Annotated in this window: 17 protein-coding genes; 7 read left to right on the forward strand and 10 right to left on the reverse strand. The window is 62.3% G+C overall.

Annotation, left to right across the window (positions count from 1 at the left end):
* Position 1 precedes the first annotated feature (1 nt).
* The gene (locus SPBM01_RS15835; RefSeq protein WP_188062574.1) at positions 2-1,153 is read right to left on the reverse strand and encodes an efflux RND transporter periplasmic adaptor subunit; all 1,152 of its coding nucleotides are present in this window, start codon (positions 1,151-1,153) and stop codon (positions 2-4) included.
* A gap of 347 nt (positions 1,154-1,500) precedes the next feature.
* Between SPBM01_RS15835 and SPBM01_RS15840 the strand changes: the two genes are divergently transcribed.
* Both SPBM01_RS15840 and SPBM01_RS15845 read left to right on the forward strand, forming a co-directional pair.
* Entirely contained in the window at positions 1,501-2,229 is a 729-nt protein-coding gene (locus SPBM01_RS15840; RefSeq protein WP_188065760.1) for a response regulator, read from the forward strand.
* Positions 2,226-3,590, forward strand: coding sequence for an ATP-binding protein (locus tag SPBM01_RS15845; protein ID WP_188062575.1), 1,365 nt, complete (start codon positions 2,226-2,228; stop codon positions 3,588-3,590). The genes SPBM01_RS15840 and SPBM01_RS15845 overlap by 4 nt, the downstream gene beginning before the upstream one ends.
* 55 nt (positions 3,591-3,645) lie before the next feature.
* Here SPBM01_RS15845 and SPBM01_RS15850 read toward each other — a convergent pair whose 3' ends face one another.
* The 5 genes from SPBM01_RS15850 to SPBM01_RS15870 form a co-directional block, all read right to left on the reverse strand.
* Positions 3,646-4,023, reverse strand: coding sequence for a c-type cytochrome (locus tag SPBM01_RS15850; RefSeq protein ID WP_188062576.1), 378 nt, complete (start codon positions 4,021-4,023; stop codon positions 3,646-3,648).
* 222 nt (positions 4,024-4,245) lie between these two features.
* Positions 4,246-5,034 carry a type I methionyl aminopeptidase gene (map, locus tag SPBM01_RS15855; RefSeq protein WP_188062577.1) on the reverse strand — a complete coding sequence of 263 codons (789 nt, stop codon included), beginning with the start codon at positions 5,032-5,034 and terminating at the stop codon, positions 4,246-4,248.
* Positions 5,018-5,242, reverse strand: a complete 225-nt coding sequence (locus SPBM01_RS15860) for a ParD-like family protein (RefSeq protein WP_188065761.1) — start codon at positions 5,240-5,242, stop codon at positions 5,018-5,020. The genes map and SPBM01_RS15860 overlap by 17 nt, the downstream gene beginning before the upstream one ends.
* Positions 5,243-5,749: 507 nt before the next feature.
* Positions 5,750-7,159 (reverse strand): ISNCY family transposase, encoded by a 1,410-nt coding sequence (locus SPBM01_RS15865; RefSeq protein ID WP_188062578.1) that lies wholly within the window; start codon positions 7,157-7,159, stop codon positions 5,750-5,752.
* Positions 7,160-7,424: 265 nt separating this feature from the next.
* A complete protein-coding gene (locus SPBM01_RS15870) occupies positions 7,425-8,645 on the reverse strand; it encodes a ThuA domain-containing protein (protein WP_262504213.1) in 1,221 nt (406 codons plus the stop codon).
* Positions 8,646-8,685: 40 nt separating this feature from the next.
* Between SPBM01_RS15870 and SPBM01_RS15875 the strand changes: the two genes are divergently transcribed.
* Positions 8,686-10,293 (forward strand): AMP-binding protein, encoded by a 1,608-nt coding sequence (locus tag SPBM01_RS15875; RefSeq protein ID WP_188062579.1) that lies wholly within the window; start codon positions 8,686-8,688, stop codon positions 10,291-10,293.
* On the opposite strand, the gene SPBM01_RS15880 is transcribed toward SPBM01_RS15875, so the two are convergent.
* Both SPBM01_RS15880 and SPBM01_RS15885 read right to left on the reverse strand, forming a co-directional pair.
* Positions 10,290-11,879 (reverse strand): family 43 glycosylhydrolase, encoded by a 1,590-nt coding sequence (locus tag SPBM01_RS15880; protein ID WP_188062580.1) that lies wholly within the window; start codon positions 11,877-11,879, stop codon positions 10,290-10,292. The genes SPBM01_RS15875 and SPBM01_RS15880 overlap by 4 nt on opposite strands.
* Before the next feature lie 67 nt (positions 11,880-11,946).
* Positions 11,947-14,748, reverse strand: a complete 2,802-nt coding sequence (locus SPBM01_RS15885; protein ID WP_188065763.1) for a TonB-dependent receptor — start codon at positions 14,746-14,748, stop codon at positions 11,947-11,949.
* A 525-nt stretch (positions 14,749-15,273) separates the two neighbouring features.
* On the opposite strand from SPBM01_RS15885, the gene SPBM01_RS15890 reads away from it, so the two are divergent.
* Together SPBM01_RS15890 and SPBM01_RS15895 are read left to right on the forward strand one after the other, a co-directional pair.
* On the forward strand, positions 15,274-16,710 hold the full coding sequence (locus SPBM01_RS15890; RefSeq protein ID WP_188062581.1) for a polysaccharide lyase family 1 protein: 1,437 nt from the start codon (positions 15,274-15,276) through the stop codon (positions 16,708-16,710).
* On the forward strand, positions 16,707-17,114 hold the full coding sequence (locus SPBM01_RS15895; RefSeq protein WP_188062582.1) for a cupin domain-containing protein: 408 nt from the start codon (positions 16,707-16,709) through the stop codon (positions 17,112-17,114). The genes SPBM01_RS15890 and SPBM01_RS15895 overlap by 4 nt, the downstream gene beginning before the upstream one ends.
* 545 nt (positions 17,115-17,659) lie before the next feature.
* On the opposite strand, the gene SPBM01_RS15900 is transcribed toward SPBM01_RS15895, so the two are convergent.
* The gene (locus SPBM01_RS15900) at positions 17,660-17,935 is read right to left on the reverse strand and encodes an HU family DNA-binding protein (RefSeq protein ID WP_188062583.1); all 276 of its coding nucleotides are present in this window, start codon (positions 17,933-17,935) and stop codon (positions 17,660-17,662) included.
* A gap of 131 nt (positions 17,936-18,066) precedes the next feature.
* Positions 18,067-18,951 carry a LysR family transcriptional regulator gene (locus SPBM01_RS15905; protein WP_188065764.1) on the reverse strand — a complete coding sequence of 295 codons (885 nt, stop codon included), beginning with the start codon at positions 18,949-18,951 and terminating at the stop codon, positions 18,067-18,069.
* 100 nt (positions 18,952-19,051) lie between these two features.
* On the opposite strand from SPBM01_RS15905, the gene SPBM01_RS15910 reads away from it, so the two are divergent.
* Together SPBM01_RS15910 and SPBM01_RS15915 are read left to right on the forward strand one after the other, a co-directional pair.
* Positions 19,052-20,551: a CoA-acylating methylmalonate-semialdehyde dehydrogenase gene (locus SPBM01_RS15910; RefSeq protein WP_188062584.1), complete on the forward strand. Its 1,500-nt coding sequence runs from the start codon at positions 19,052-19,054 to the stop codon at positions 20,549-20,551.
* 280 nt (positions 20,552-20,831) lie between these two features.
* Entirely contained in the window at positions 20,832-22,583 is a 1,752-nt protein-coding gene (locus SPBM01_RS15915; protein ID WP_188062585.1) for a type I secretion system permease/ATPase, read from the forward strand.
* Positions 22,584-22,587 lie beyond the last annotated feature (4 nt).

Genomic DNA, 22,587 nt, shown 5'->3' on the forward strand with positions numbered 1-22,587 from the left:
CCTACTTGGCGGCCAGAATCGCGACGGGCTTTACCACGTCATCGGGCTTCACCTTGTCGGTGCCTTCGACGATCAGCCGGTCGCCCGGCTTCAATCCGGCGGTAATCAGCCATTTGTCGCCAATCGCCTGCCCCGCCGTCACGACACGCCGCTCGACCTTGTTCGCCTTGTTCACCACCAGCGCGGTGGCATTACCCTTGGGATCGCGGCTGATCCCCTGCTGCGGGGCCAATATGGCGTTCGGTACGACCGATTGCGGCGCGACCACGCGCACGAACATGCCGGGCAACAACATGCCGTCGGGATTGGGGAAGCGCGCGCGCAGCGTCACCGTGCCGCTGTTTACATCCACGATCGGCTCGGCAAATTCGATCCTGCCTTCCTGCGGATATTCGCTGCCATCGTCCAGTTTCAACCTGATCGTCGCGCTCGCCGCCAGCGTCTTGCCCGCCGCCAGCGACCGGCGCAGCGCCAGCAATTGCACGCTCGACTGCGTCACATCGACATAGATGGGGTCCAGTTGCTGGATCGTCGTTAGCGGATCGGTCTGGCTCGCCGTCACCAGCGCCCCCGGCGTGAACAGCGTCCGGCCGATCCGCCCGCTGATCGGCGCCCGCACCAGCGTGAATTGCAAATTGACGTTGGTGGTCGCAAGGCTGGCGCGGGCCTGCTGCACGGCGGCCGCGGCCTGCCGCGCGGTTGCGGTCACATCGTCCCGGTCCTGCGCACTCACCGCTTCATTGTCGATCAGCGTGCGATAACGCTGCGCCCGTGCTTGCGCCGCCGCTGCGGTCGCCTGCGCACTGGCCAGCGTGGCCTGCGCTTCATCCCGCGATGCCAGGTAAAGCCGCTGGTCGATCTGATAGAGCGGCTGCCCCGCGCGCACCATCGCACCTTCGGTAAACAGCCGCTTCTGGATCACGCCGGCCACCTGCGGCCGCACCTGCGACACCATGGTCGATACCGTTCGCCCCGGCAATTCGCTGGCCACCGTTACATTGCCCGTGGTCAGCGTCACCACCCCCACCTCGACCGGCCCCTTTTGCGGCGGCTTCTGCCCGCCACAGGCCGCAATCAGCAGGCACAGCGCAACCGGCGCGACGCGGCCGGGGCGAAATGCCAGAACAGTGCGAAGGGGCAGAGGCAATGGCATGAGCAATTATATTCCCGATAAACCCGAATCATGACCAGGCGGAGCCTTGCAACGCACTTGCGGCGCACAAACCGGAAAAGCACCGGGCGCACGCGGGGGAGTGGGGCGTGCGCGACCGGCGAACCCGGCGTCGCCCCTGACTGACCGAACGACAGACAGGGGCGTTGCAAGGGCTCCGCATGGCGTCGGCAGGGGGCCGCCGACACAGTCCTCATCGTCGCTACCGCCGTCACGGGAAAGAGCAATCGCGTCGCATCACCCTGCAATATCGTAACGCTTTGTATCACCCTGTATCATCGCGCCATGACGGGCAGACTTTCGGCCCGTCACCCGTTACGTCCATGATGATGCCCGACGCCACGCCCTCCCAACCGGCCACTCTGCTCGTCCTTGACGATGATGCGGACATTCGGGATTTAATCGTCGGGCAACTGGCCCAGGAAAATTATCGCCTGTTCGCAGCAGCCAACCTCGCCGAACTGCGCCGCATCATGCAGGAACAGAGCGTCGACCTCATCGTCCTCGACCTCAACCTGCCCGATGGCGACGGCCTCTCGCTCTGCCGCGAATTGCGGGGGGAGGGATCCGATGTCCAGATCATCATGGTCACGGCACGGGGCAGCGCGATCGACCGTGTGCTGGGGCTGGAACTGGGGGCGGACGATTATCTGACCAAACCGTTCGAACCGCGCGAACTGCTGGTGCGCATCCGCAACCTGCTGCGGCGGGCGCGCAGCGAACCGTCAGCCCGCACCGCAACGATGCGCTACGCCCATTTCGGCCCGTGGCGGCTTGATCTGGTGCAACGGCGTCTGGTCGCGCCCGACGACCGGCTGGTGATGCTGTCGTCCGCCGAATATCGCCTGCTCTGCCGCTTCATCGACGAACCCAATGTCGTGCTGGGTCGCGAAGCCTTGCTGCCTGAACGGCGCGCGACCGCCGCCTTCGACCGTTCGATCGATTTGCAGGTCAGCCGCCTGCGCCAGAAACTGGCCGACGCGCCGGGGGGCAGCGAACTTATCCTTACCGTGCGCGGCGAAGGCTATGTGCTGGCCAGCGCAGTGGACTATTCATGATCGCGCGCCTCACCAACCGGGTGCGTGCCTTCTCCCGCTCGATGGCGGGGCAGATTTTCGTCATCCTCACGCTCGGCATGTCGATCGCGGCAATCATCGCGCTGCTGGTCGCCGAACAGACCCGCCGCCATGATTTCGAACGGGTCCGCCGCCAGCGTGTCGTCGCCAGCGCCGTGGATATTGCCGACCGCTTCCATCGCGACCCGCGCCGCATCGCAACGATGATGGCCAACCATATGATCATGGGCGCCGGCCCCGCGCCCGAAGGCGTATCGCTCAGCGAGCCGGACACCGATCTTCAAGCCATCCTTGCCCAACGCTTCGGCCCCGGCGCTCAGCCAGAGGCAGGGCAGGTGCCGATCGGTCTTTGCTTCCCCGGCCGTTTCGGCAAGGAACAGGCCGCCGGGCTGGTCGATGCGCCGCGCCCGGATTGCTGGATCGTCCGCTTCACTGACCGCCACGGGTTACGCCGCGCCATGGCGCTCAGCTTCCCGCGCCTCGCCAAACCGCCCAGCACCGTGTTCAACCCGCTCTATCTGCTGGTCATCGTCGCGGCGTCGGCGGGCCTCGCCATCCTCGTCGCCCGTTTCGTGTCCAAACCGCTACGCCGCCTGGAACGCGCGGCGGAGGCTTTCTCCGTCTCCCTCGACCCGGAGGAAATTCCCGAACGCGGCCCCGAAGAAGTGCGCGCGGCGCTCTCCACCTTCAACCTGATGCAGCGGCGCGCCCGCGCGGGCTTTGCCGAACGCACGCAACTGCTCGCGGCGATCAGCCACGACCTGCAAACGCCGCTGACGCGCCTGCGCCTGCGGCTCGAACTGGTCGAAAATGAAGAATTGCGCAGCCGCCTGATCGCCGATCATGAAGCGATGCACCGCCTCGTGCGCGAAGGGCTGGATCTGGCCAGCAGCACCGAAGCGCGCGAAAAATGGTCCACGCTCGACATCGACTCGCTGCTCGCGAGCATGGCCGAAGATGCCGAGGAACTGGGCGCGCCGGTCCGCTTCACCACCGGCTGCGGCGGCACCGTGCGAGTCAAACCCAATGCGCTCACGCGCTGCATCGCCAATCTGGTCGACAATGCGGTGCGTTATGGCGGCAGCGCGGACATCGGCTGCACGCGGGCAGGGGGTCGCCTGCTCATCCATGTGCGTGACCATGGCACAGGCATCCCCGCCGATCAGCTCGACCAGATGTTCGAACCCTTCACGCGCGGTCCCAGCAGCCAGCCCGGCGGTCGCCCCGGCACTGGCATCGGCCTTACCATCGCCCGCTCGCTCGCCATGAGTTTCGAGGCATCGGTCCGCCTGCGCAACGCAGAAGAAGGCGGCCTGATCGCGACGATCGATATGAAGGGGTAGGGCAAATCCCCCCCCTCCGTTCGTGTCGAGGCGCGACGAAAAACCGCGCTGGGCGTTACTTGGCCTCCGCCTTCAGATAGGCAATCAGGTTCGCCCGGTCCGCTGCCACCGGCACCCCGGCAAAGGCCATGCGGTTACCCGGCACCAGCGCGGTCGGCTTGGTCAGAAACGCATCCAGGCTTTTGGCGTCCCACTTGATCTTGGCCTTCTGCATCGCGGGCGAATAGACAAAGCCCGCCATCGTGCCGGACGTGCGCCCGAACAGCCCTGCCAGGTTCGGTCCCATCTTCTTTGGCCCTGGCTTCACATCATGGCACAATGCGCAACGGGCAAAGACCGTCTTTCCCTTCGCCGCATCCTGCGCCAGCGCCGGGGTCGCCCCCAGAACCACAACCGCCAAACCCGCACGCATCGCTATATGCCTGATCGCCATGCCCCGTCTTATCCCTTCATCCCGGCGAAGATCCACATTCCGCCTGTGCCTACACTATCTGCATCGACACTATTATCCAGAATGGCTGAACGAACGCAAAATCGAAATCCGTCATCTGCCCCATGACCCAATCTTATAGCCCCTCTCGTTCAGGGGAGGCGTGGGGACGAAAAAAACATCCTTCCTGATCCGATGCCTTGAAACCAATACCGGCAAAATCGCTCACGCCTTAACCCGCATCCGCTCCAGCATCCCCACCTCATCGGCCCGCAACGTCAACACAGACACCCCCGAAGCGGTCACTGCAACGCTATGTTCGAACTGCGCGGATAGCGATCCGTCGCGCGTCACCACGGTCCAGCCATCATCGCGTGTCCGCACGCTGCGGCGACCCCGATTGAGCATCGGTTCGATCGTGAACACCATGCCCTCGCGGATCGGCAGGCCCGTGCCGGGCTTGCCGAAATGCAGGATTTGCGGTTCCTCATGCATTTCGCGGCCAATGCCATGCCCGCAATATTCGCGCACCACGCTGTAACGATTTTTCCTGGCATGGCGCTCGATCGCCCAGCCAATGTCGCCCAGCCGCGCGCCGGGGCGAACGGCGGCAATGCCCATCCACATCGCGTCGTAAGTGGTCTGCACCAGCCGTCTGGCCACCGGACTGACTGCACCGATCATATAGGTCTTGCTGGAATCGGCGATAAAGCCATTCTTCTCCAGCGTGATGTCCAGATTGACGATATCGCCATCGGCCAGAACCACGTCAGCCGACGGGACGCCATGGCACACCACATCGTTCACCGACGAATTCAGCACGAAACCATAATCATATTGGCCCTTGCTCGCGGGCCGTGCGCCAAGGTCGTCGACAATGAACCGCTCGACCAGCGTATCGATCTCCAATGTGGACAGGCCCACCAGCGGCATCGCATCCAGCATCGCGAATACCGACGCCAGCAACCGCCCGGATTCCGCCATCAGCGCCAGTTCTTCAGGCTGCTTCGTCATGCGTCACTATCGCCAAAGGGTCCGCGCACACGCCTGCGGCCCGCAACTCGCGCGCCATGATGGCCTGGAAACTCATCGTCGGATTGACCTCGCACAACATGCCGATCCTGATCCAGAAAGCGGCCTGCGCGTTGATCGACCGGCAGGAAACCTTGCTGGCCCGGCGGAGCTGATCGTGCAGATCCTCCTCGATATTGACGATACCCACATCAAGTCCATTCATCATTCATATACGAATCATATATGATCCATACGGGATGAAGCCAAGCGCAATGTTTTCAAGGCGCGCGATCCATATCTGCAACCACGGCGCAAAACGCACGATCAGCACGCTCATGCCGGTTCGCGGCGAACATGACGCGCCGGGAGGATTTTATAGGTTCCACCGCGCAAAAAACGGGGTGCAATTCCGCGTTTCATATCAGACCCGACCTAAGTCAGACTATCCAAACTGCGTAGAACCAATGAAAGGGACAGGATGCAAGCACTTGTAAAATATGGATTTCCCCAGAAATCCCGAAACCATGAATCCACTTTAGTGTTCCTGCTAAATAGAGAAGTCACAATCTGTGCCATATAGAAATGTCACAGGTTGGGGAACAGCAGGGGCTGCGTGGAGCCATCGATACAGCGCAGCGCAGACCCTGCTGATGCGCTGACCTTGGGGTAGCGGACCCATGGACCCGCTGCCCTGCAGTGGGCCCGGTCATGTCCTCTACACGAAGCCGAGCGTGCGGCGTTCGCGCAACTCTGCATCGCTCAGCCTTGGGCCGCGCTTGAGCTTTGACCCACCCAGTTTGCGGCGGTCGATCTTTGGTGGCGGGTCTGGCTCGGGGAACAGATGCATGGGTTGGTCACGGCGGGCAGGGGCGTCGTTGTTGCGCTTACGGTGATGCGGCATAATCGCCTGCATCTGCCGGGCCAGCAGCAACGCTGCGTCCAGATGCTTGTTCTCGACAATGGCAGGCTGGTTCACCTGCCGCATCTTGTCGAACTGACGATAGGGCAGGACATGGCCCTCATGCTCGATCTCCAGTCGACCGTCGGGATATTCGCAGACCGTCACCCGCTTGCGCGCCAGCTTTTCGCTGACATCGTTCGGCTCCAGGATGAACATCGCCTTGTTGTAGTGCAGCGTCAGCGCTGCCGTCACCGTTCGCTGCTCCCGCCAGACCATGATCGAGCGCAGATCGTCATGCGGGGCAAGCGGGCGGTGCAGATCGCGGACATCGAAGGCAGGGCGGGCAAACCGCTCGTTGTGCCTGCCCATATAACTGTCGAGGAAAGCGTTTGCGTCCGCGATCGACGAGATACCCTCCAGTCGCATCGCTTTCACCAGGCGATCCTGCAAGGTGGCGTTGGCCCGCTCGACGCGGCCCTTGGCCTGTGGCGAGTTGGCGCAGATGATCTCGATGTTCAGAGCATCCAGCGCACGGCCAAAATGCGTCATCCCGTCGCCACGCGCGGCGCTGGCCCGCGCGTTCCGGAAAACACTGTGCTTGTCGGAATAAAAGGCCACCGGCTTGCCGTGCCGTTCGATATACGCGCGGGTCGCCTCCATGTAAGCGAAGGTGCTCTCGCTCTCGACCATCCTGAGGTGCATCAGTTCGCTGGTCGCGTCGTCGATATAGACCAGCAATGTGCATTGCGGGCCGCGGTCTTCGAACCACCAATGTTTTGAGCCGTCGATCTGGATCAGTTCGCCCCGACAATCCCGGCGGTAGCGCGGCTGATAGGGGCGAGGACGGCGAGCCTGACGATCCTTCCAAATCCCGGCCTCGATCATCATCTGCCGCAGCTTCTCACGCGAGATCCGGAGATCATGCCGTTCGGCCAAATACTCCGCAGCCAATGTAGGCCCAAAATCATGATAATGGGTCCGAACCAGTGCGACAATCTGATCTCTGATGGCATCATCCAAGCGCCGGTTACTTGGTCGACCACGGCGGCGCGACAAAAGCCCGGATGATCCATCGTCAAGGTAACGGGTCAGCAGTCGATGGGCGTGGCGGCGGCTGACGCTCATCAGCCTTGCGGCCTGGGTGACGGTCATGCGACCTGAAACCACATGCATCAGCGTCTCGACCCGCGAAAGCTCCTCGGTACTCATACGCAACACCGCCATGCTCAATACCTCCGAACAGCCGGAGGGCACGGTAGCCCAAGTGAGACATCTCTACTTTGCGCAACTGTGACATTTGAACGTTGCTGCTACATTTAGAAAGTTTGATAACAAGGATTATGTTAAATAAAATCCTATCACATGGTCCGCATGGGCTATCTTAGTAAAGTTCGGGCCACTGTCCTACGCAACCCGTCACTGCTACCACGACCCTCGTTCCTTCTCATTGCGGTGCAATCTGGCACTTGCTCTTGCGCCGCGCGCTAACCTAATCCACCGCATTTTCCAGCATCCGCACATAATGCGCATCGCCATAGGTTTCGGGCCGATGCCCGATCGCCGCATAGGCCATGCGGCCCTTGCCGATGCACCGCGTCCACGCGATCGGATGGTCGCCCATCGTCAATGCCTGCCCGGCAAATCCTGCCTGCTTGTAACTTTTCTCGTCCAGCGTCGCGATGATCGTCGCACCCGTGCTGCGCGGGTTGGTCTTGAACGAATACCATTCGTCGTTCATCACCCATTCGCTTGGCAAACCCTGCGCCACGGCATGGTCTTTACCCTCGACCATGATCCGCGCATCCTGAAATTGCGGGTTCATCGGATGCCCGGCAAAGCGCGCCCCGATCAGCCCGTCGACATACCAGTCCCAAAATGTTGCCGGATCGCCCGCCGACCCATGCACGCCGATGAAGCCGCCACCCTGCTCCATATAGTCGCGAAACGCCCTGCGCTGCGCCAGCGTCAGCACGTCTCCGCTGACATTGTTCCAGATGACGGCATCGAACTGCCGCAACGTCGCCGGGTTCATTGCCCCGCCTCTGTCGGTAACGACGATCGCCCATCCCTTGCGCTTCGCCATCGCCTCGAACGCCTCGCGCGCCGCATCGACCGAAGGACCATCGCGAAATCCGGTCATCTTCTCGAACAGCAAGACCGCAGGCTTGCGTTTGGGCAAGCGAAAGCGCGGCACGTCATTGTCATAGCGCGCGCAACGCGCGACCTTGTCCGCCGGAGTAACTGCGATCGGCCGTAACGCCGCGTCGATCCGCGCGACGGTTGCCGGAGCGATCCCCTTCATCGCCGCCAGTTCGCGCACCGTCAGTATCGCGGCAAAGGTCGGCGCCTGCGTCGAAAAGAAGCGCGGCGGCAGAGCGCTGAAAATGTCCGGTGCCTGCGCTTCCAATATAGATTTCGCCTTGGCACTGAGCAACAGGTCCACGATCGGCGCATCCACCGAAAATGCGGCGTCGCGCAATGGACAGTCCTTTACCTCAGCCGCCTGCGCCACCCCCGTCGCCAGCCCAATCAGCATCAATCCAGCCAGCATCGCCTTCATCGCCGCATCCTCCGCCTGTCCTGTTATGGTGTCAGGGTTAGCGTGCCGCGACGCCCATGGGAAGGCGGCCCGGATGCCCCGCCGATCATTCTCCATCGCCCCGACGCTGGAATGGCCCGCCCGCTTGCCCGCCCCGTCCATCTCCCGCATTTCTGCGCTTCTTATCGACCTTCCAAAGGCAGGCAGCATCATGGCCGACACCCCAACCACGCGGCGCATGACCCCGACCGGCTGGTCCATCCGCTGGGACGACGCCTTCGCACGGGCGGCCTATGCCGATGGCTGGTGGCAGTCGCAAACGCTGGGCGACGCGCTGCGCGATGCAGCCCGCGATACGCCCGACCGCATCCTGCTGATCGACGGCGAACATTGCCTGACCGCCGCCGCGCTCCACGATCAGGCCAGTCGCCTGGCGCAGGCGATGCTGTCCCGCTTCGCACCGGGCAGCGCCATTTCCTTCATGCTGCCCAACTGGCATGAAGCGGCCATCATCTATCTGGGCGCAACGCTGGCCGGGATGGTCGCCAATCCCATATTGCCGTCGCTGCGCGACCATGACCTGCGCTTCATCCTGTCCGACCTCGACAGCCGCATGATCTACATCCCCGCCAGCTTTCGCGGTCATGATTATGCCGCGATGCTCGCCCGCCTCCTCCCGGCGCTTGCCGCCCCGCCGCAGGTTGTCGTCCTGCGCGGCGAAGCCGAACCCCACAGCGCTTATGCCGATCTGCTGGCGGAACATCACGACATCCCGCTGCCCACGCTCGACCCCGACGACGTCCGCATGGCCATGTACACCAGCGGCACGACCGGGCGGCCCAAGGGCGTGCTGCACAGCCATAATTCGATCAATGCCCTCATCCGTCAGATCGGCACATACTGGCTGGTCGAACCGGGCGACCGCTTCCTCGTGCCATCCCCCATCAGCCATATCGGCGGCGCGATCTACGCCTTTGAAACGCCGCTGCTGCTGGGTGCGACTGCGATCCTGATGGAACATTGGAACCCGGATGACGCGGTGCGGATCATGCTGGATCAGGGCTGCACCCATATGGCCGGGGCCACGCCCTTCCTGCAACATCTGCTGGCCTCCGCCCGTGCGGCAGGCACATGCCTGCCCGACCTCAAACTGTTCATCTGCGGCGGCGCATCGGTCCCGCCCGCCCTCATCCGTGAAGCGGCGGAATATTTCGATCGGGCCATCGTCACCCGCGTTTACGGATCGACCGAACTGCCCGTCACCACGATCGGCGTCATCGACAGCGACGATGGCGATCATGCCGCCGAAACCGACGGTCGCCCTGGCATCGCGACCGTCCGCATCGCGTCCGACGGTGAGATCCGCGCCCGTGGCCCGCAAATGATGGTCGGCTATCTCCATGCCGAAGATGAGGACAGCGCCTTCGACGCGGACGGCTTCTACCGCAGCGGCGATCAGGGAGCGTGGGCCGATGGCGACCATCTGGTGGTCACTGGCCGCATCAAGGATCTCATCATCCGCAACGGCGAAAACATAGCGCCCAAGGAAATAGAAGATATATTGATCGCTCATCCCGGCATTGCCGAAATCGCCATAGTCGGTATCCCAGACGCCCGGACGGGCGAACGCGCCGTCGCAGTCGTTGTCCCACGCGGCGACGCAGCGCTGGACGTGCCTGCCCTTGCCGATTTCCTCGCCGGGCATGGCGTCGCCCGCTTCAAATATCCCGAAAGCGTCATGCTGTGGGACGCCCTGCCCAAGAACGACGCGGGCAAGGTGCTGAAAGCCGCAATCCGCGCGACGCTGGCGTCTGGCTAAAGCGCGCGGAACCGGAAATCGCGGAACCGCGCCTCGCCCGGCCCAGCGGCATAGAGGCCGGGCCGCAGCATCAGGAAACCGCCACGCACATTATGATGATATCCAGACACTTCCATCCCCCGGTCGAACCTGTCCCAGGTCCGCCCGCCATCGCCGCTTAAATGATAGGAGACGATATGGTTGCGGTTCGTCACCTTCATTGTCAGACGACGGCCATGGGGATTGGCTGGCCGCCCTCGCTCCATCCCATATTGGTGCGTGACGAAGCGCGTCTCGTCAAAACCCAGCCCGCAATAAAGCTTGTCGTCATAGAATAAGAGCAGTCCCGCCGTGCCGCCGGCGGCAATCTCGATATCGCATTGAAATTCGTAAGCGGGGTCGCCCGCAATCAGCAGCAGCGGCGATGAATCGACAGGTGCCGTGCCACGACCTTTCAGCACCAGCGCGCCCTTTTCGACCCGCGCCCGACTGGCTTCATCGGCGGCAGGACGAAAGAAATTCCACTTCGCGCCAAGGTTCAGCCGGCTGAAATCATCCGACAACGCCATGCCATGCGGCCCGGCCTTGCCCCCGCGCGGCTTTGCGATCGGTTGCGACAGGTCGCCACCTGTCATGCGGAACCAGCAATCGTCCGTCCACTCGACCGGATCGAGCAACGTCTGCCGCCCCAGCGTCCACAGCCCGTTTTCGAAACCGTGATAGACCGCCCACCAGCTTTTGTCCGGTGCCTCGATCAGGCTGGCATGGCCCCGCGACCACCAGCGTTCCGACAGGCTCTCCGTCCGCACCAGCGGATTGCCCGGATGCTGCTCCCAGGGTCCGTGGATGGAACGGGATCGCGCTGCAATCACCATATGCCCCGTCGGCGGCCCTGCCGTCCCGCCCACCGCGGTCAACATGTAGAACCAGTCGCCATGGCGGTGGATCTTTGGCCCTTCCGGCGAAAATCCCTCGACATCCCAGCTGTCGGGATAGCGCCACGGGTCATAGACATGCTCGACAGCGCCGACGGTGGACAGGCCATCGTCGGACAGACGAATACGGTCCCCGCCAGACAGGAACAGCCAGCGGCTGCCATCCTCCCCCACTGCATGGCATGGGTCGATATGGGCGTGCAGTTTCAGGTCGATGGGGTCGCTCCATGGCCCGTCGATGCTGTCGGCATGGATGACGAAGATGCTGTTTGGACTGGCCTTGACCGGGATGTAAATGAAGTAGCGGCCCTCGTGCTTCTCCAGACTGACCGCCCAGACCGATCCGATATTCTTCTGCAACGCGGCTCCGCGCGGCTCCCAGTTGATGAGGTCGCGACTGTGCCAGATGGTGACGCCGGGATAGCTGTCGAAGGTCGAGAAGGTCATGTAATAATCCGCCCCATCCTTCAGGATGGCCGGGTCGGGCCGGTCGCCCGACAGCAGCGGATTGAGGAAGCGCCCATCGCCAAGGTCGGCGATACGCTGATTGTCGAAACCCCGCTTCCAGTCGGCGGGCGCAACCGGAATTGCCTGCGCCGGGCGCGTGCCGGCCAGCGCCAGTGCGCTCCCCGCCAGAGTGGCTGTCATCGCATCGCGGCGGCTGATCGTCATGACATCTCCCTCCCTCTGGAAACAGAAAAACCGGGCCGCCCGTGCAGAGGCGACCCGGTCATGAGCCTTACATCTTGAAGCGCGCGCCCACCTGGAACGTGCGGCCGAAATGCAGATACTCATAATTGCGATTGGCATCGAGGTCGGTGTAGCGATCGCGATATTCGTCGGTCAGGTTGATGCCCTCCAGCGACAATTCGATCCAGTCGGTCAGCTTGTAGCGCACCGAGGCATCGACATTGACCGTGCTGTTATAGCCTTCGAACACATTGCCGGTGCCGCTGTTTTGGTCGATATAGCCACTGCGATAACTGGCTGACGCACGGGCGCTGAACTTCTCATCCTCATAATAAATCGTGCCGTTGAACGCGCGCTTCGAAAGGCCGAACAGCGTAGCATTGCGCACTGCCGCGATGTTGCCACCGCCCGGCACAACTGCCGGACCAGACACGGTGTAATTGGCGCTGGAGTCCACGAACGTCGCGTTTACGATCCCACCGAAACGGGACAGGAAGCCGGGCAGGAACGTAAAGGGTGCTTGCACCGACAACTCAATACCCTTCAGGCTGGCGCCCGTTCCATTCACGATCGTGCTGATCGCCCAGCCTTCGCTGCGTTCGGGCAGGATGGCGGCAGGCGAACTGGGTGGAATCACCGACAGGGGAAGGCCAGTGGATGCAAAAGTGCCGGTGATGGTCTGGCCAATCGGGAAGCTTTGCACGTCCTTCTTGAACACTGCGACAGATGCGATCGACTGCGGCGCGAAATACCATTCCAGCGCCAGATCATAAGCGGTCGCGCGGAACGGGTTGAGGAAGGGATTTCCGAAATTGACCCGATAGTTGAACCCATCGACCGACCCGCCCGGTGTCAGGTTGCCTAGGCTTGGCCGCGTCAGCACATCGGCGACCGATGCCCGCACAACGATGTCACGATGGGGGAACAGCGCAATGTTCATAGCAGGCAACCAGTCCTCATAGGACCGCAATACGCCCACCAATGCGCCATTATTCAGACCCGTGGAGCTTTGATCGGTCCGGACATAGCGGATACCGGCATTGGCCGCATATTCCAGACCAAATACATCACCCTTGGCATCGAACTGGATATAGCCGCCGGTGGTTTTTTCAACGACGCCGCGCGTATTGCCTGCATCGACCGCCGCAGTGCGCTGATACAGTTTCGTGTAGTCGGTGCCGGTCTGGAGATTAGGGACCAGCCACTGCGTCGTCGTACCCGCTGGCGCACCCGCACCCTTGAGCGTGAACAGCTCCGAAAGCGCTGCCGTCACTGGCAGGCCGTAAATGGCATTCGGGCCAAAGGCGCTGCTCGGTGAGCAATTGACCGTGCCCAGCACCCGGTCAACTCCACCATTGCCGCACACCACTGTATCGCGGGTAAAGCCTTCGGTGTCGAAAGCGAAGCGGCGATAGACCGCGCCAGCCTTAATCGTAAAGCCTTCGGCCACGTCCCATTCGGTGCGCAACTGTGCCGTGCGGAATTTATTGACCGTCGCGGAAGGACGATCGCGGATTTCGGCCAGCTGAAAATTGGCCGGATCCGTAACGCTCGTGCCGAATTTCAGCACGGGGTTGCGCGAATTGCTATAGTCGTAGCTATAGCCCTGTGCATCACGATCATCGAATACCAGGGTCGTTTCAACTGGGATGGACGCATCCGATTTGGACATGCCGCCCAGCAGCGTGAAACGGAAGCTGTCGCTGACATCCTGGTCCCAGGTGCCGCCGATCTGATAGAATTTGGTCTGCGACTTGCGCAGATAATGTTCGGTACGGACCCAGGCGTCGTTCAGCGTCGCCGAAATCATGTTGTTGTTGCTGTCATAGACCGGATTGACGACGTCGATCGACCGTTCGTTGGATCGCAGCAACACTTCGCCCCACTTTTCCTCGCGGGTTTCGCGGAAGCGGGAAAAGAGGCCGTCGATCGACACTTTGGTGGCATCCGAAGGCGACCATTGTATCGAGCCGGTAATGCCCAGACGCTCGCGTTCCTGCGCGATTTCGCCATAGCGGGGGATGCGGGGGTGGAAAGCCAGAGCAGCCTTGTCGCAGGCTGCAACGCGACCATTGGTGTAGACACCGCCAGCATTGGCCAAGCCGGTGCTGCTCGTGGCGCTCTGGGTAAAGCAGGGCGTGCCGCCCACGCTGTCGAAGCGCGCCTGCGACCAGCGCACCGTATTATTACCCATCTGGAGCGTATCGAGCTTTGAATAGGCTGCCGACAATGCGACACCCCATTGTCCATCGGGCGACTTCCACGACAGCAACGCCGCTCCGCGCGGCCCCCATTTCTTGGACAGATCATTATAGGAACCAGTAGCTGAACCGACGAAGGTAAAGCCTTCCTTGCCCGCCAACGGGTTGCCAGTGTTGAGGTCCACAACCGCGCCGAGCGATCCTTCATCAAGCGAGGCTTCGGCGGTCTTGTGGACGACTAGCGAACTGAACAATTCGGACGCGAACACATTGAAATCGAACGCGCGGTCGCGGTTGGCGCTGGCGCCATCGGTCGATGTTGCAACTGTTTCCAGCCCGTTCACGCGAACGCGGGTGAATTGCGCGCCAAGGCCGCGCACCGTAATCGCCCGGCCTTCGCCGCCGTCACGCTGGATCGAGATGCCGGGAATACGCTGGAGCGATTCGGCCAGATTCTGGTCGGGGAATTTGGCAATATCCTCTGCCACGATCGCATCGACCGAACCGACCGATTGACGTTTCAGATTGATCGCGGCGCCCAACGACTGGCGGAAACCGGTCACGACGATGTCGGCAACGCCCTCGTCACTATTTGCCTGCGCCGCGCCCTGTGCCACATCCTGCGCCGACGCGGGCATGGCCAGCATCATGGCCGCAAAGGATGCCCCTGCCAGCCAGTGCCGATTGCCGATGCAGCCGCTTTTCCGAATATTGCCCTTTGAAACCGTCACTTTGCCGCTCCTTCCCTATATCCTTCGCCTGTCCACCCGATGGAGGCGGCAAGCAGTCATGTTATCGGCAGGATAAGGTGCGATGGCATCGCGTCCGCCCTCTCCCGCCACGACCGCTGCCAGCTGTTGCTGGTCCGTTAGCGTTTCGTGGAAACCGGTGTCATAAATGCGCCAGACCAGCCGGGCTGTCAACATGCCGCGCATAAAATTGCGGTCGGTAAGCGGACTTCTGCCCGCATATGTCCCGATGCCGGCAAGTATCGGCAGGCGCATTGCTTGGGCATCCTGGGAAATGGCCGGCCAACATGTGCAGATGTTGGCCGGCCCGGTGTCCACTCTCGCTACCATCGCAAAGCGTGGCTAATATTGGACACCGGTGTCAAAAGAAGTTGCGACCGATCGCCTGAGATGTCAACTATGGCAGCGAGAGGAGAATAGAAAATCATGCGTTGGCCCCCATCCCTCGCCGGGAAACCCCTCCTGCTTCTGTCCGCGCTGGCGTTGCTGGCGCCCGTCAGCGTACAGGCCGCACCCGCCCGCAAAACTGCGCCTACAGCAAGCCAGATAGCCTTCCCCGGTGCAGTCGGCTGGGCCGCGACGACGCCGGGTGGCAGGGGTGGCCGCATCATCCGCGTCACGACACTCGCCCCCGATGGTCCCGGCAGTTTCAAGGCCGCGCTGGAGGCCAAAGGCCCGCGCATCATCGTGTTCGAAGTCGGCGGCATCATCGACATGGGCCGCCAGACCTTGAAAATCACGGAGCCGTTCGTGACGATCGCGGGACAAACCGCGCCTTCGCCCGGCATCACGCTGATCAAGACCGGCATCGACATCGCTACGCATGATGTGGTGATGCGCCACATCCGCGTGCGCACCGGCGTGGATGGCCAGGCAGAGATGAGTGGCTGGGAGGCCGATTCCTTGTCTACCGTCGCGGCGCATCATGTAGTGATCGACCATTGCAGCTTCACTTGGGCGATCGACGAGAATATGTCGGCATCAGGCCCGCGCTTCACCGGCAACACCCCTGCGGAATGGCGCGCTGGCACGAGCCACGCCATCACCTTTTCCTATAATCTTGCCGCAGAAGGGCTGGCCGATGCCAGCCATCCCAAGGGCGAGCATAGCAAAGGGACTCTCATTCACGACAATGCCAGCGAGATCCTGATCTACCGCAACGTCTATGCGCATAACAAGGAACGCAATCCGCTGCTCAAAGGCGGGGCGCAGGTCGCACTCGTCAACAATATCCTCTATGATCCGGGCGAGCGGGCCGTGCATTATAATCTGATGGCGCTGGAATGGGGGGATCATCCCTATCAGACCGGCAAGCTGTCCGCCGTGGGCAATGTGTTGCGTGGCGGCGTGTCGACTGCGCCGGCCATGCCGTTCCTGACGCTGGGTGGCGATGGCGACCTTGATTATCATGGCAAGGACAATATCGCGGTCGACCAGTTCGGCGTCGCCCTGCCGATGTTCGGTCGCTATGGCGAAACCCGTGCCAAGGTGAATGATCTGCCGACGCCGCCCGTCTGGTGGCCCGGAACGCAGGTGTTGCCGGTGCGGGACGTGGAAACTCATGTTCTGGGCCATGCAGGCGCGCGCCCGTGGGACCGCGATGCCGATGATCTGCGCGTCTTGTTCTTTGTGGCGGAGGGACGCGGGGAAATCATCGACGATGAACGGCAGGTCGGCGGCTATCCGAAAATGGCGCAGACCCGCGCACCCTTTGTCGAGGCGGACTGGAATCTCGACATCATGGAGCCGAAATCCGGCCGCTATCCGGGGCAGAAGGCCCAGATTGCCGAACATCTTTCGGATCGCGACAAGATGATGCGGCAGCCAGGGTCGGCGGGCGAACCGGCGGGAGAAAAGAAATGACGCTTGCCGCGCTCCTTCTTGCAGCGACGGCGCCTGTGACGGCGCCGGTCGCCCCGCCAATGGCGGTCATCGACGAACAAAGCGTTCAGCGTGACGAACCCACGCCGCATGGCAAGATTGGCCTCAGCACCGCCTATCGCATCAGCGACGCCGTGCCGCAGCCGCGCACCATGGAATTTCGCAAGCGCATCCTGCATGTCGGGTCGGCGATCGGCCTGCACCCCATTGCCCATGACGAAGTCTATTATGTCCTGTCAGGCACTGGCGAAGTGACGTCGGACGGCAAGACGCAGGCGTTGACGCCCGGCATGGCTGCCTATCTTTATGACGGAGCAGTGGTCGGCATCCGGCAGACGGGCAAGGAACCGCTGGCGCTCATCATTTCCTACCCGATCAAGAAATAGACGCCGTTTTGGCATGGATGCTGTTTTTCCATCATCTTCCAATCCGGCATAAAGGCATGAATTTACGCCAGATTTAGCCCGTTTTTTACCGGCAAAGATAGACAGCGACATGGACATAGACTCGAGAAAAGCGAGGCCTGCATATCGTTACGACTCCGTAATGATATGCAGGCCTCGCTTTTCGGGGGATAAAAAAAGCCCCGCCGGACTAGAGTCACGACGGGGCCGAGGTTCAGGGAGGTGTCACTTCAAAGGGGGGAAGAAGTGACAAGCCGTTTATGGCGGTGGCAGGATGAACGGGAGATGACCGCAATCGTTAGCCTTCGTTCAGCCAGCCTGACAGGCCGCTTGGCGCCTGCTGCGTGAAAGAGGGTGCGTCGATCGTTCAGATGGGGAAAGGTCGATCGGGCGACCAGCACGCCATGCGGTAATCCGGCACGCGCGCGGGGCAAGGCGATGAAGTGGCTTGCCGGAAAGAGAAGCGGGCTTTCACCCGTAAAGGCCGACCGGCGCTGCATCGTTCGACACAGCGCCGGTGCGGGGCATCAGCCGTTCAGCTTGTCCTTGACCGCCTTGGCGGGCGCGAAGGACAGCTTCTTCGACGCTGCGATCTGAATCGTCGCGCCGGTGGCCGGGTTGCGACCTTCGCGCGCCGGAGTGTCCTTGACCTTGAACTTGCCAAAGCCGTTCAGGGACACTTCGTCACCCTTGGCGGCTGCTTCGGCGATGGCGGAAAATACGCCGTCGACAATCTTGCGGGCATCCGCCTTGGAAATGCCGTGCGCCGCTGCGACGCCATCGGCCAGATCGCTATTGTTCATGAAAAGCCTTTCTTCACGCTATTATTGTTTTGCACGCATAACCAACGAACGCGCGCTGGTCCATACGTCCCGTTCAGGAAAGGACAGCATTTGCGCGCTTTTGCGGCCAGTCCGTATCGGTCCCCTCTCCGCTACAGTCGGCCGCGCATCATACCCATCATCTCATCGAGAAAGTCAACCGTTGCGCGCACGCGCGGCAGGCGCTGAATATCTGCGTGCATCACGATCCAGTAGCTGCGCCATACTTCGACATCCTGTGGCAATAGCTGGACCAGTCGATCATCCTGCCCGGCGGCAAAGACATGCAGCATCCCGATGCCCATCCCCGCCGCCACGGCCGCCTGCTGCGCCGCGCCCGAACTGGAGCGAAAGGCAATCGCAGCGCCCGGCAATATCTGGTCCAGGGCGATCATTTCGGGGAAACCGGCCAGTTCCTCGATATAGGAAATGAAGCGATGGCGGTGCAGGTCGCCCCGATCCACCGGCGCACCATGCTGCGCGACATAATCGCGCGAGGCATAGAGGCCGAGGCGATAATCGGTCAGTTTGCGCGCGATCAGGCGGCCACGCGGCGGCATGGTGAGCATGACCGCAATATCGGCTTCGCGCTTCGACAGGCTGGTCGATCGGCTTTCGGTCGCCAGCTCCAGCGTCAGGGCCGGATGGCGCAGGTGTAGCCGTTCGACATGCGGCGCGACCAGATAGGTGCCGAACATTTCCGTCGTCGCCAGCCGCACGACCCCTTCCACCGCGCTGTCGCGCGCCGCGACGCTGGCGGAGGCGGCCAGCAATTCGCTTTCGATCCGTTCGGCATGGGGTTGCAGCGCGAACGCAGCCGGAGTCGGGGTCACGCCGCGCGGGCTGCGTTCGAACAGGCGCGCATCCAGTGCCTGTTCCAGCGCCGTCAGGCGGCGGGCGACCGTGCTATGGTCGATACCCGCCCGACGCCCGGCGGCGACCATATTGCCTTCACGCAGGATGGCGAGGAAAAGCTGAAGATCGGCGGAATTGAGCATGGGCAATACTGCAAAGCTGATGTGCAACACTGTGCCTATCGTTGCCAAGCTGTGCTGTCTATAAGCCAGATTACCCGATTACAGGGAGAGGAAGCAAAACATGCGTTCGATTACCCATTTCATCCATGGCAAGTCTGCCCCGCTGGCCGGTGCGCGCCTGTCCGACGTCCTTGATCCCTCGACCGGGGCGGTGCAGGCGCAGGTCGAACTGGCCAACCCCGCCCATTTCCAGACCGCGATGGATTCCGCGCTGGCCGCGCAGCCCGCCTGGGCCGCGACCAACCCGCAGCGGCGCGCGCGCGTGATGTTCCGGTTCAAGGAACTGATCGAACAGAATATGGACGAACTGGCCGTTTTGCTGAGCGCGGAACATGGCAAGGTGGTCGCCGATTCCAAGGGCGATATTCAGCGCGGGCTGGAAGTCGTGGAATTTGCCTGCGGCATTCCGCACCTGTTGAAAGGGGAATATACCGAAGGCGCCGGGCCGGGCATCGACGTCTATTCGATGCGCCAGCCGCTGGGCATCGTGGCGGGCATCACCCCGTTTAATTTCCCCGCCATGATCCCGTTGTGGATGTGTTCGGTGGCGATTGCGTGCGGCAATGCCTTCATCCTGAAACCTTCCGAACGTGATCCGTCGGTGCCGGTGCGTCTGGCCGAACTGGCGCTGGAAGCGGGTCTGCCCGCCGGTATCCTGAACGTCGTGCATGGCGACAAGGAAATCGTCGACGCAATCCTCGACCATCCCGATATCAAGGCCGTCAGCTTCGTCGGTTCGTCCGACATCGCCAATTATGTCTATGCCCGTGCGGCGCAGAACGGCAAGCGCGCGCAGTGCATGGGCGGGGCCAAGAATCATGGCATCATCCTGCCCGACGCCGATCTGGACCAGACGGTCGCGGACATTGTGGGCGCGGCCTATGGGTCGGCGGGCGAACGCTGCATGGCGTTGCCGGTCATCGTGCCAGTCGGCAAGGCGACGGCCGAAGCGATGCGCGAGAAGCTGATCGCGGCGATCGAGACGCTGCGGCCCGGCATCCCGACCGATCCTGACGCGCAATATGGCCCGGTCGTTACCGGCGTGCATAAGGCGCGGATCGAATCCTATATCCAGATGGCGGTCGATGAAGGCGCGGAACTGGTCGTGGACGGGCGTGGCTTCTCGCTTCAGGGCTATGAGGAGGGCTTCTACCTTGCCCCCACGCTGATCGACCATGTGACGCCGCAGATGCAAAGCTATCAGGACGAGATTTTCGGTCCTGTGCTGCAAATCCTGCGCGCCGAAACGCTGGAGGAAGCGATCAGCTATCCGACCAATCACCAATATGGCAATGGCGTGGCGATCTTCACGCGCAATGGCGATGCGGCGCGCAAATTCGCGGCGCAGGTGGAAGTGGGCATGGTCGGCATCAACGTGCCGATCCCGGTGCCGGTCGCCTATCACAGCTTTGGCGGGTGGAAGCGGTCGGGCTTTGGCGACACGGACCAATATGGCATGGACGGGGTGCGGTTCTACACAAGGACCAAGAAGGTCACGCAGCGCTGGCCGAGCGGCGGCGCGGTGGTGGACCAGAGTTTCGTCATTCCGACGATGAAATAAGCGGGGCTGGCCGCGCTACTCATCCCTATTGAGGATGTGCAGCGCGGCAGCCGCAGATAGCAGGGCCAGCGCTAACCTCTTGCCCGCCCTCATCACCAGACAGGCTACGCCTTTCGTGCGGACGGGGGCAGCCTGCTTCGTTGAGCTATATCAACTGGCGCGGGCGGGGTCGCGACGCGAATGTCCTTCGGCACGCCGCCTGAGCCTAACAGGATTTTAAGCCATTCCCGATAGGGCAAAGGGCAGGCTCCGATTGGGCCGCCATGTCAGGGACACGTCATTGATCGCATCGCATATCAGCATCCTACGCGAATTATGGGGCTTCACGCGCCAGCCTCCGCGGTTGATGGGCCTTATCGTGTTGGCCAGTTGCGTGCTGAACATCCTGCTGCTCGGCGGGTCGCTCTACATGATGCTGGTCTATGATTCGGTGCTGCCCAGCCGGTCGGTGTCCACTTTGTTCGGGTTGCTGGTGCTGATCCTGATCGTCTATGCGTTTCAGGGGTTTTTCGACCAGATGCGCGCGGGAATGCTGGCCGACGTTGCCAATGGCGTGGACCGGGCATTGTCGCGGCGGGTGCAGGGCGCGATAGCCGACATGGCGATGCGGGGCGAAAAGCTGCCCGGTGACGGGCTTGGCCCGATGCGCGACCTGGAACAGTTGCGCGGCTTCATCGCCACCGGCGTCGCCACGATGATCGACCTGCCATGGATGATCCTGTTTCTGGCCACCCTGTTCCTGCTGCATGTCTGGCTGGGCGTCACGACGCTGATCGGCGCGGCGATCCTGTTCGGGCTAGCGCTGTTCAACAACAGCATGACCCGCGCGCCCTCCCAGCGCATGTCGCAAGCCGCTGCCTATCGCAACAATATGGCCAGCGCCAATTTGCGCCATGTCGAATTGCTGTCGGCGCTGGGCATGCGGGAGAGGATGCAGGCGCGGTGGGAGAAGGTCGACCAGTATCATGGCGACATGCAGAGCCGGTTGACGCAGGTCGTCGCGGGTCTGGGCGGGCTAAGCAAGATTTTGCGGATCGCGTTGCAATCGATCATCCTGACGGTCGGCGCATTGCTGGTGATCGACGGGAAGGCGACGGGCGGGATCATCTTTGCGTCCTCGATTCTTTCGGGCCGTGCGCTGGCCCCGGTCGACCATATGATCGCCAACTGGCGTGGTTTTGCCGCAGCGCGTGATGGCATGCACCGGCTGGCGGACCTGTTGCGGCGCAATCCGGTTGCGCCCGCCATTGCGACCCAACTGCCCGCGCCCAAGGGCGAATTGCGGGTCGAGGCTTTGTTTGCCGGGCCACCTGCCAATCCGGTGATGCTGGTGCAGGGCGTGGATTTCACGCTGCGCGCCGGGGATGTCTGCGGCATGATCGGGCCGAGCGGCGCGGGCAAGACGTCGCTGGGCCGGGTGCTGATGGGGCTGTGGCCACCTGCACGCGGCACCGTGCGGCTGGACGGGGCGACGCTGGACCAGTGGGAAGAAAGTGAGCGCGGCGCATTTCTGGGCTATCTGCCGCAATCGGTCGAGTTGCTGGACGGGACGGTCGCGGAAAGTATCAGCCGGTTCGATGGGGCCAATGATTCCGCCGCCATCATAGCTGCGGCACAGGCCGCGGGGGTCCATGACCTGATCATGGGCCTGCCGCAGGGATATGACAGTAAGTTGGGCGAGGATGGCGGATTGTTGTCGGCGGGCCAGCGGCAGCGCGTAGGCTTGGCCCGCGCGCTGTATCGCGATCCGTTTCTGGTCGTGCTGGACGAACCCAACAGCAATCTGGATGGCGAGGGCGAGAAATGCCTGCATCAGGCGCTGATCGCCATACGCAAGCGGGGTGGCATCGCCATCGTCATTTCGCACCAGATGGGCGTGTTGATACAGGCCAGCCATGTACTGTGCCTGAACAATGGGCGGATGGATGCGTTCGGCCCGGCGGCGGAAGTGATGGCGCGTTATATGCCCCGCCCGCAGCCGATCGCCAGCGCGCCGCCCAGCCAACAGCCGCCCGTAACGGAGCGAGGGTAAGATC

The organism is Sphingobium sp. KCTC 72723, from assembly GCF_014280435.1.
Taxonomy (GTDB): domain Bacteria; phylum Pseudomonadota; class Alphaproteobacteria; order Sphingomonadales; family Sphingomonadaceae; genus Sphingobium.

Bases quoted from the DNA above. Each gene is read 5' to 3' on its own strand.
- SPBM01_RS15835 (WP_188062574.1), bottom strand. From the start codon at position 1,153: ATGCCATTGCCTCTGCCCCTTCGCACTGTTCTGGCATTTCGCCCCGGC.
- SPBM01_RS15840 (WP_188065760.1), top strand. From the start codon at position 1,501: ATGCCCGACGCCACGCCCTCCCAACCGGCCACTCTGCTCGTCCTTGAC.
- SPBM01_RS15845 (WP_188062575.1), top strand. From the start codon at position 2,226: ATGATCGCGCGCCTCACCAACCGGGTGCGTGCCTTCTCCCGCTCGATG.
- SPBM01_RS15850 (WP_188062576.1), bottom strand. From the start codon at position 4,023: ATGGCGATCAGGCATATAGCGATGCGTGCGGGTTTGGCGGTTGTGGTT.
- map (WP_188062577.1), bottom strand. From the start codon at position 5,034: ATGACGAAGCAGCCTGAAGAACTGGCGCTGATGGCGGAATCCGGGCGG.
- SPBM01_RS15865 (WP_188062578.1), bottom strand. From the start codon at position 7,159: ATGGCGGTGTTGCGTATGAGTACCGAGGAGCTTTCGCGGGTCGAGACG.
- SPBM01_RS15870 (WP_262504213.1), bottom strand. From the start codon at position 8,645: ATGCGGGAGATGGACGGGGCGGGCAAGCGGGCGGGCCATTCCAGCGTC.
- SPBM01_RS15875 (WP_188062579.1), top strand. From the start codon at position 8,686: ATGGCCGACACCCCAACCACGCGGCGCATGACCCCGACCGGCTGGTCC.
- SPBM01_RS15880 (WP_188062580.1), bottom strand. From the start codon at position 11,879: ATGACGATCAGCCGCCGCGATGCGATGACAGCCACTCTGGCGGGGAGC.
- SPBM01_RS15885 (WP_188065763.1), bottom strand. From the start codon at position 14,748: ATGATGCTGGCCATGCCCGCGTCGGCGCAGGATGTGGCACAGGGCGCG.
- SPBM01_RS15890 (WP_188062581.1), top strand. From the start codon at position 15,274: ATGCGTTGGCCCCCATCCCTCGCCGGGAAACCCCTCCTGCTTCTGTCC.
- SPBM01_RS15895 (WP_188062582.1), top strand. From the start codon at position 16,707: ATGACGCTTGCCGCGCTCCTTCTTGCAGCGACGGCGCCTGTGACGGCG.
- SPBM01_RS15900 (WP_188062583.1), bottom strand. From the start codon at position 17,935: ATGAACAATAGCGATCTGGCCGATGGCGTCGCAGCGGCGCACGGCATT.
- SPBM01_RS15905 (WP_188065764.1), bottom strand. From the start codon at position 18,951: ATGCTCAATTCCGCCGATCTTCAGCTTTTCCTCGCCATCCTGCGTGAA.
- SPBM01_RS15910 (WP_188062584.1), top strand. From the start codon at position 19,052: ATGCGTTCGATTACCCATTTCATCCATGGCAAGTCTGCCCCGCTGGCC.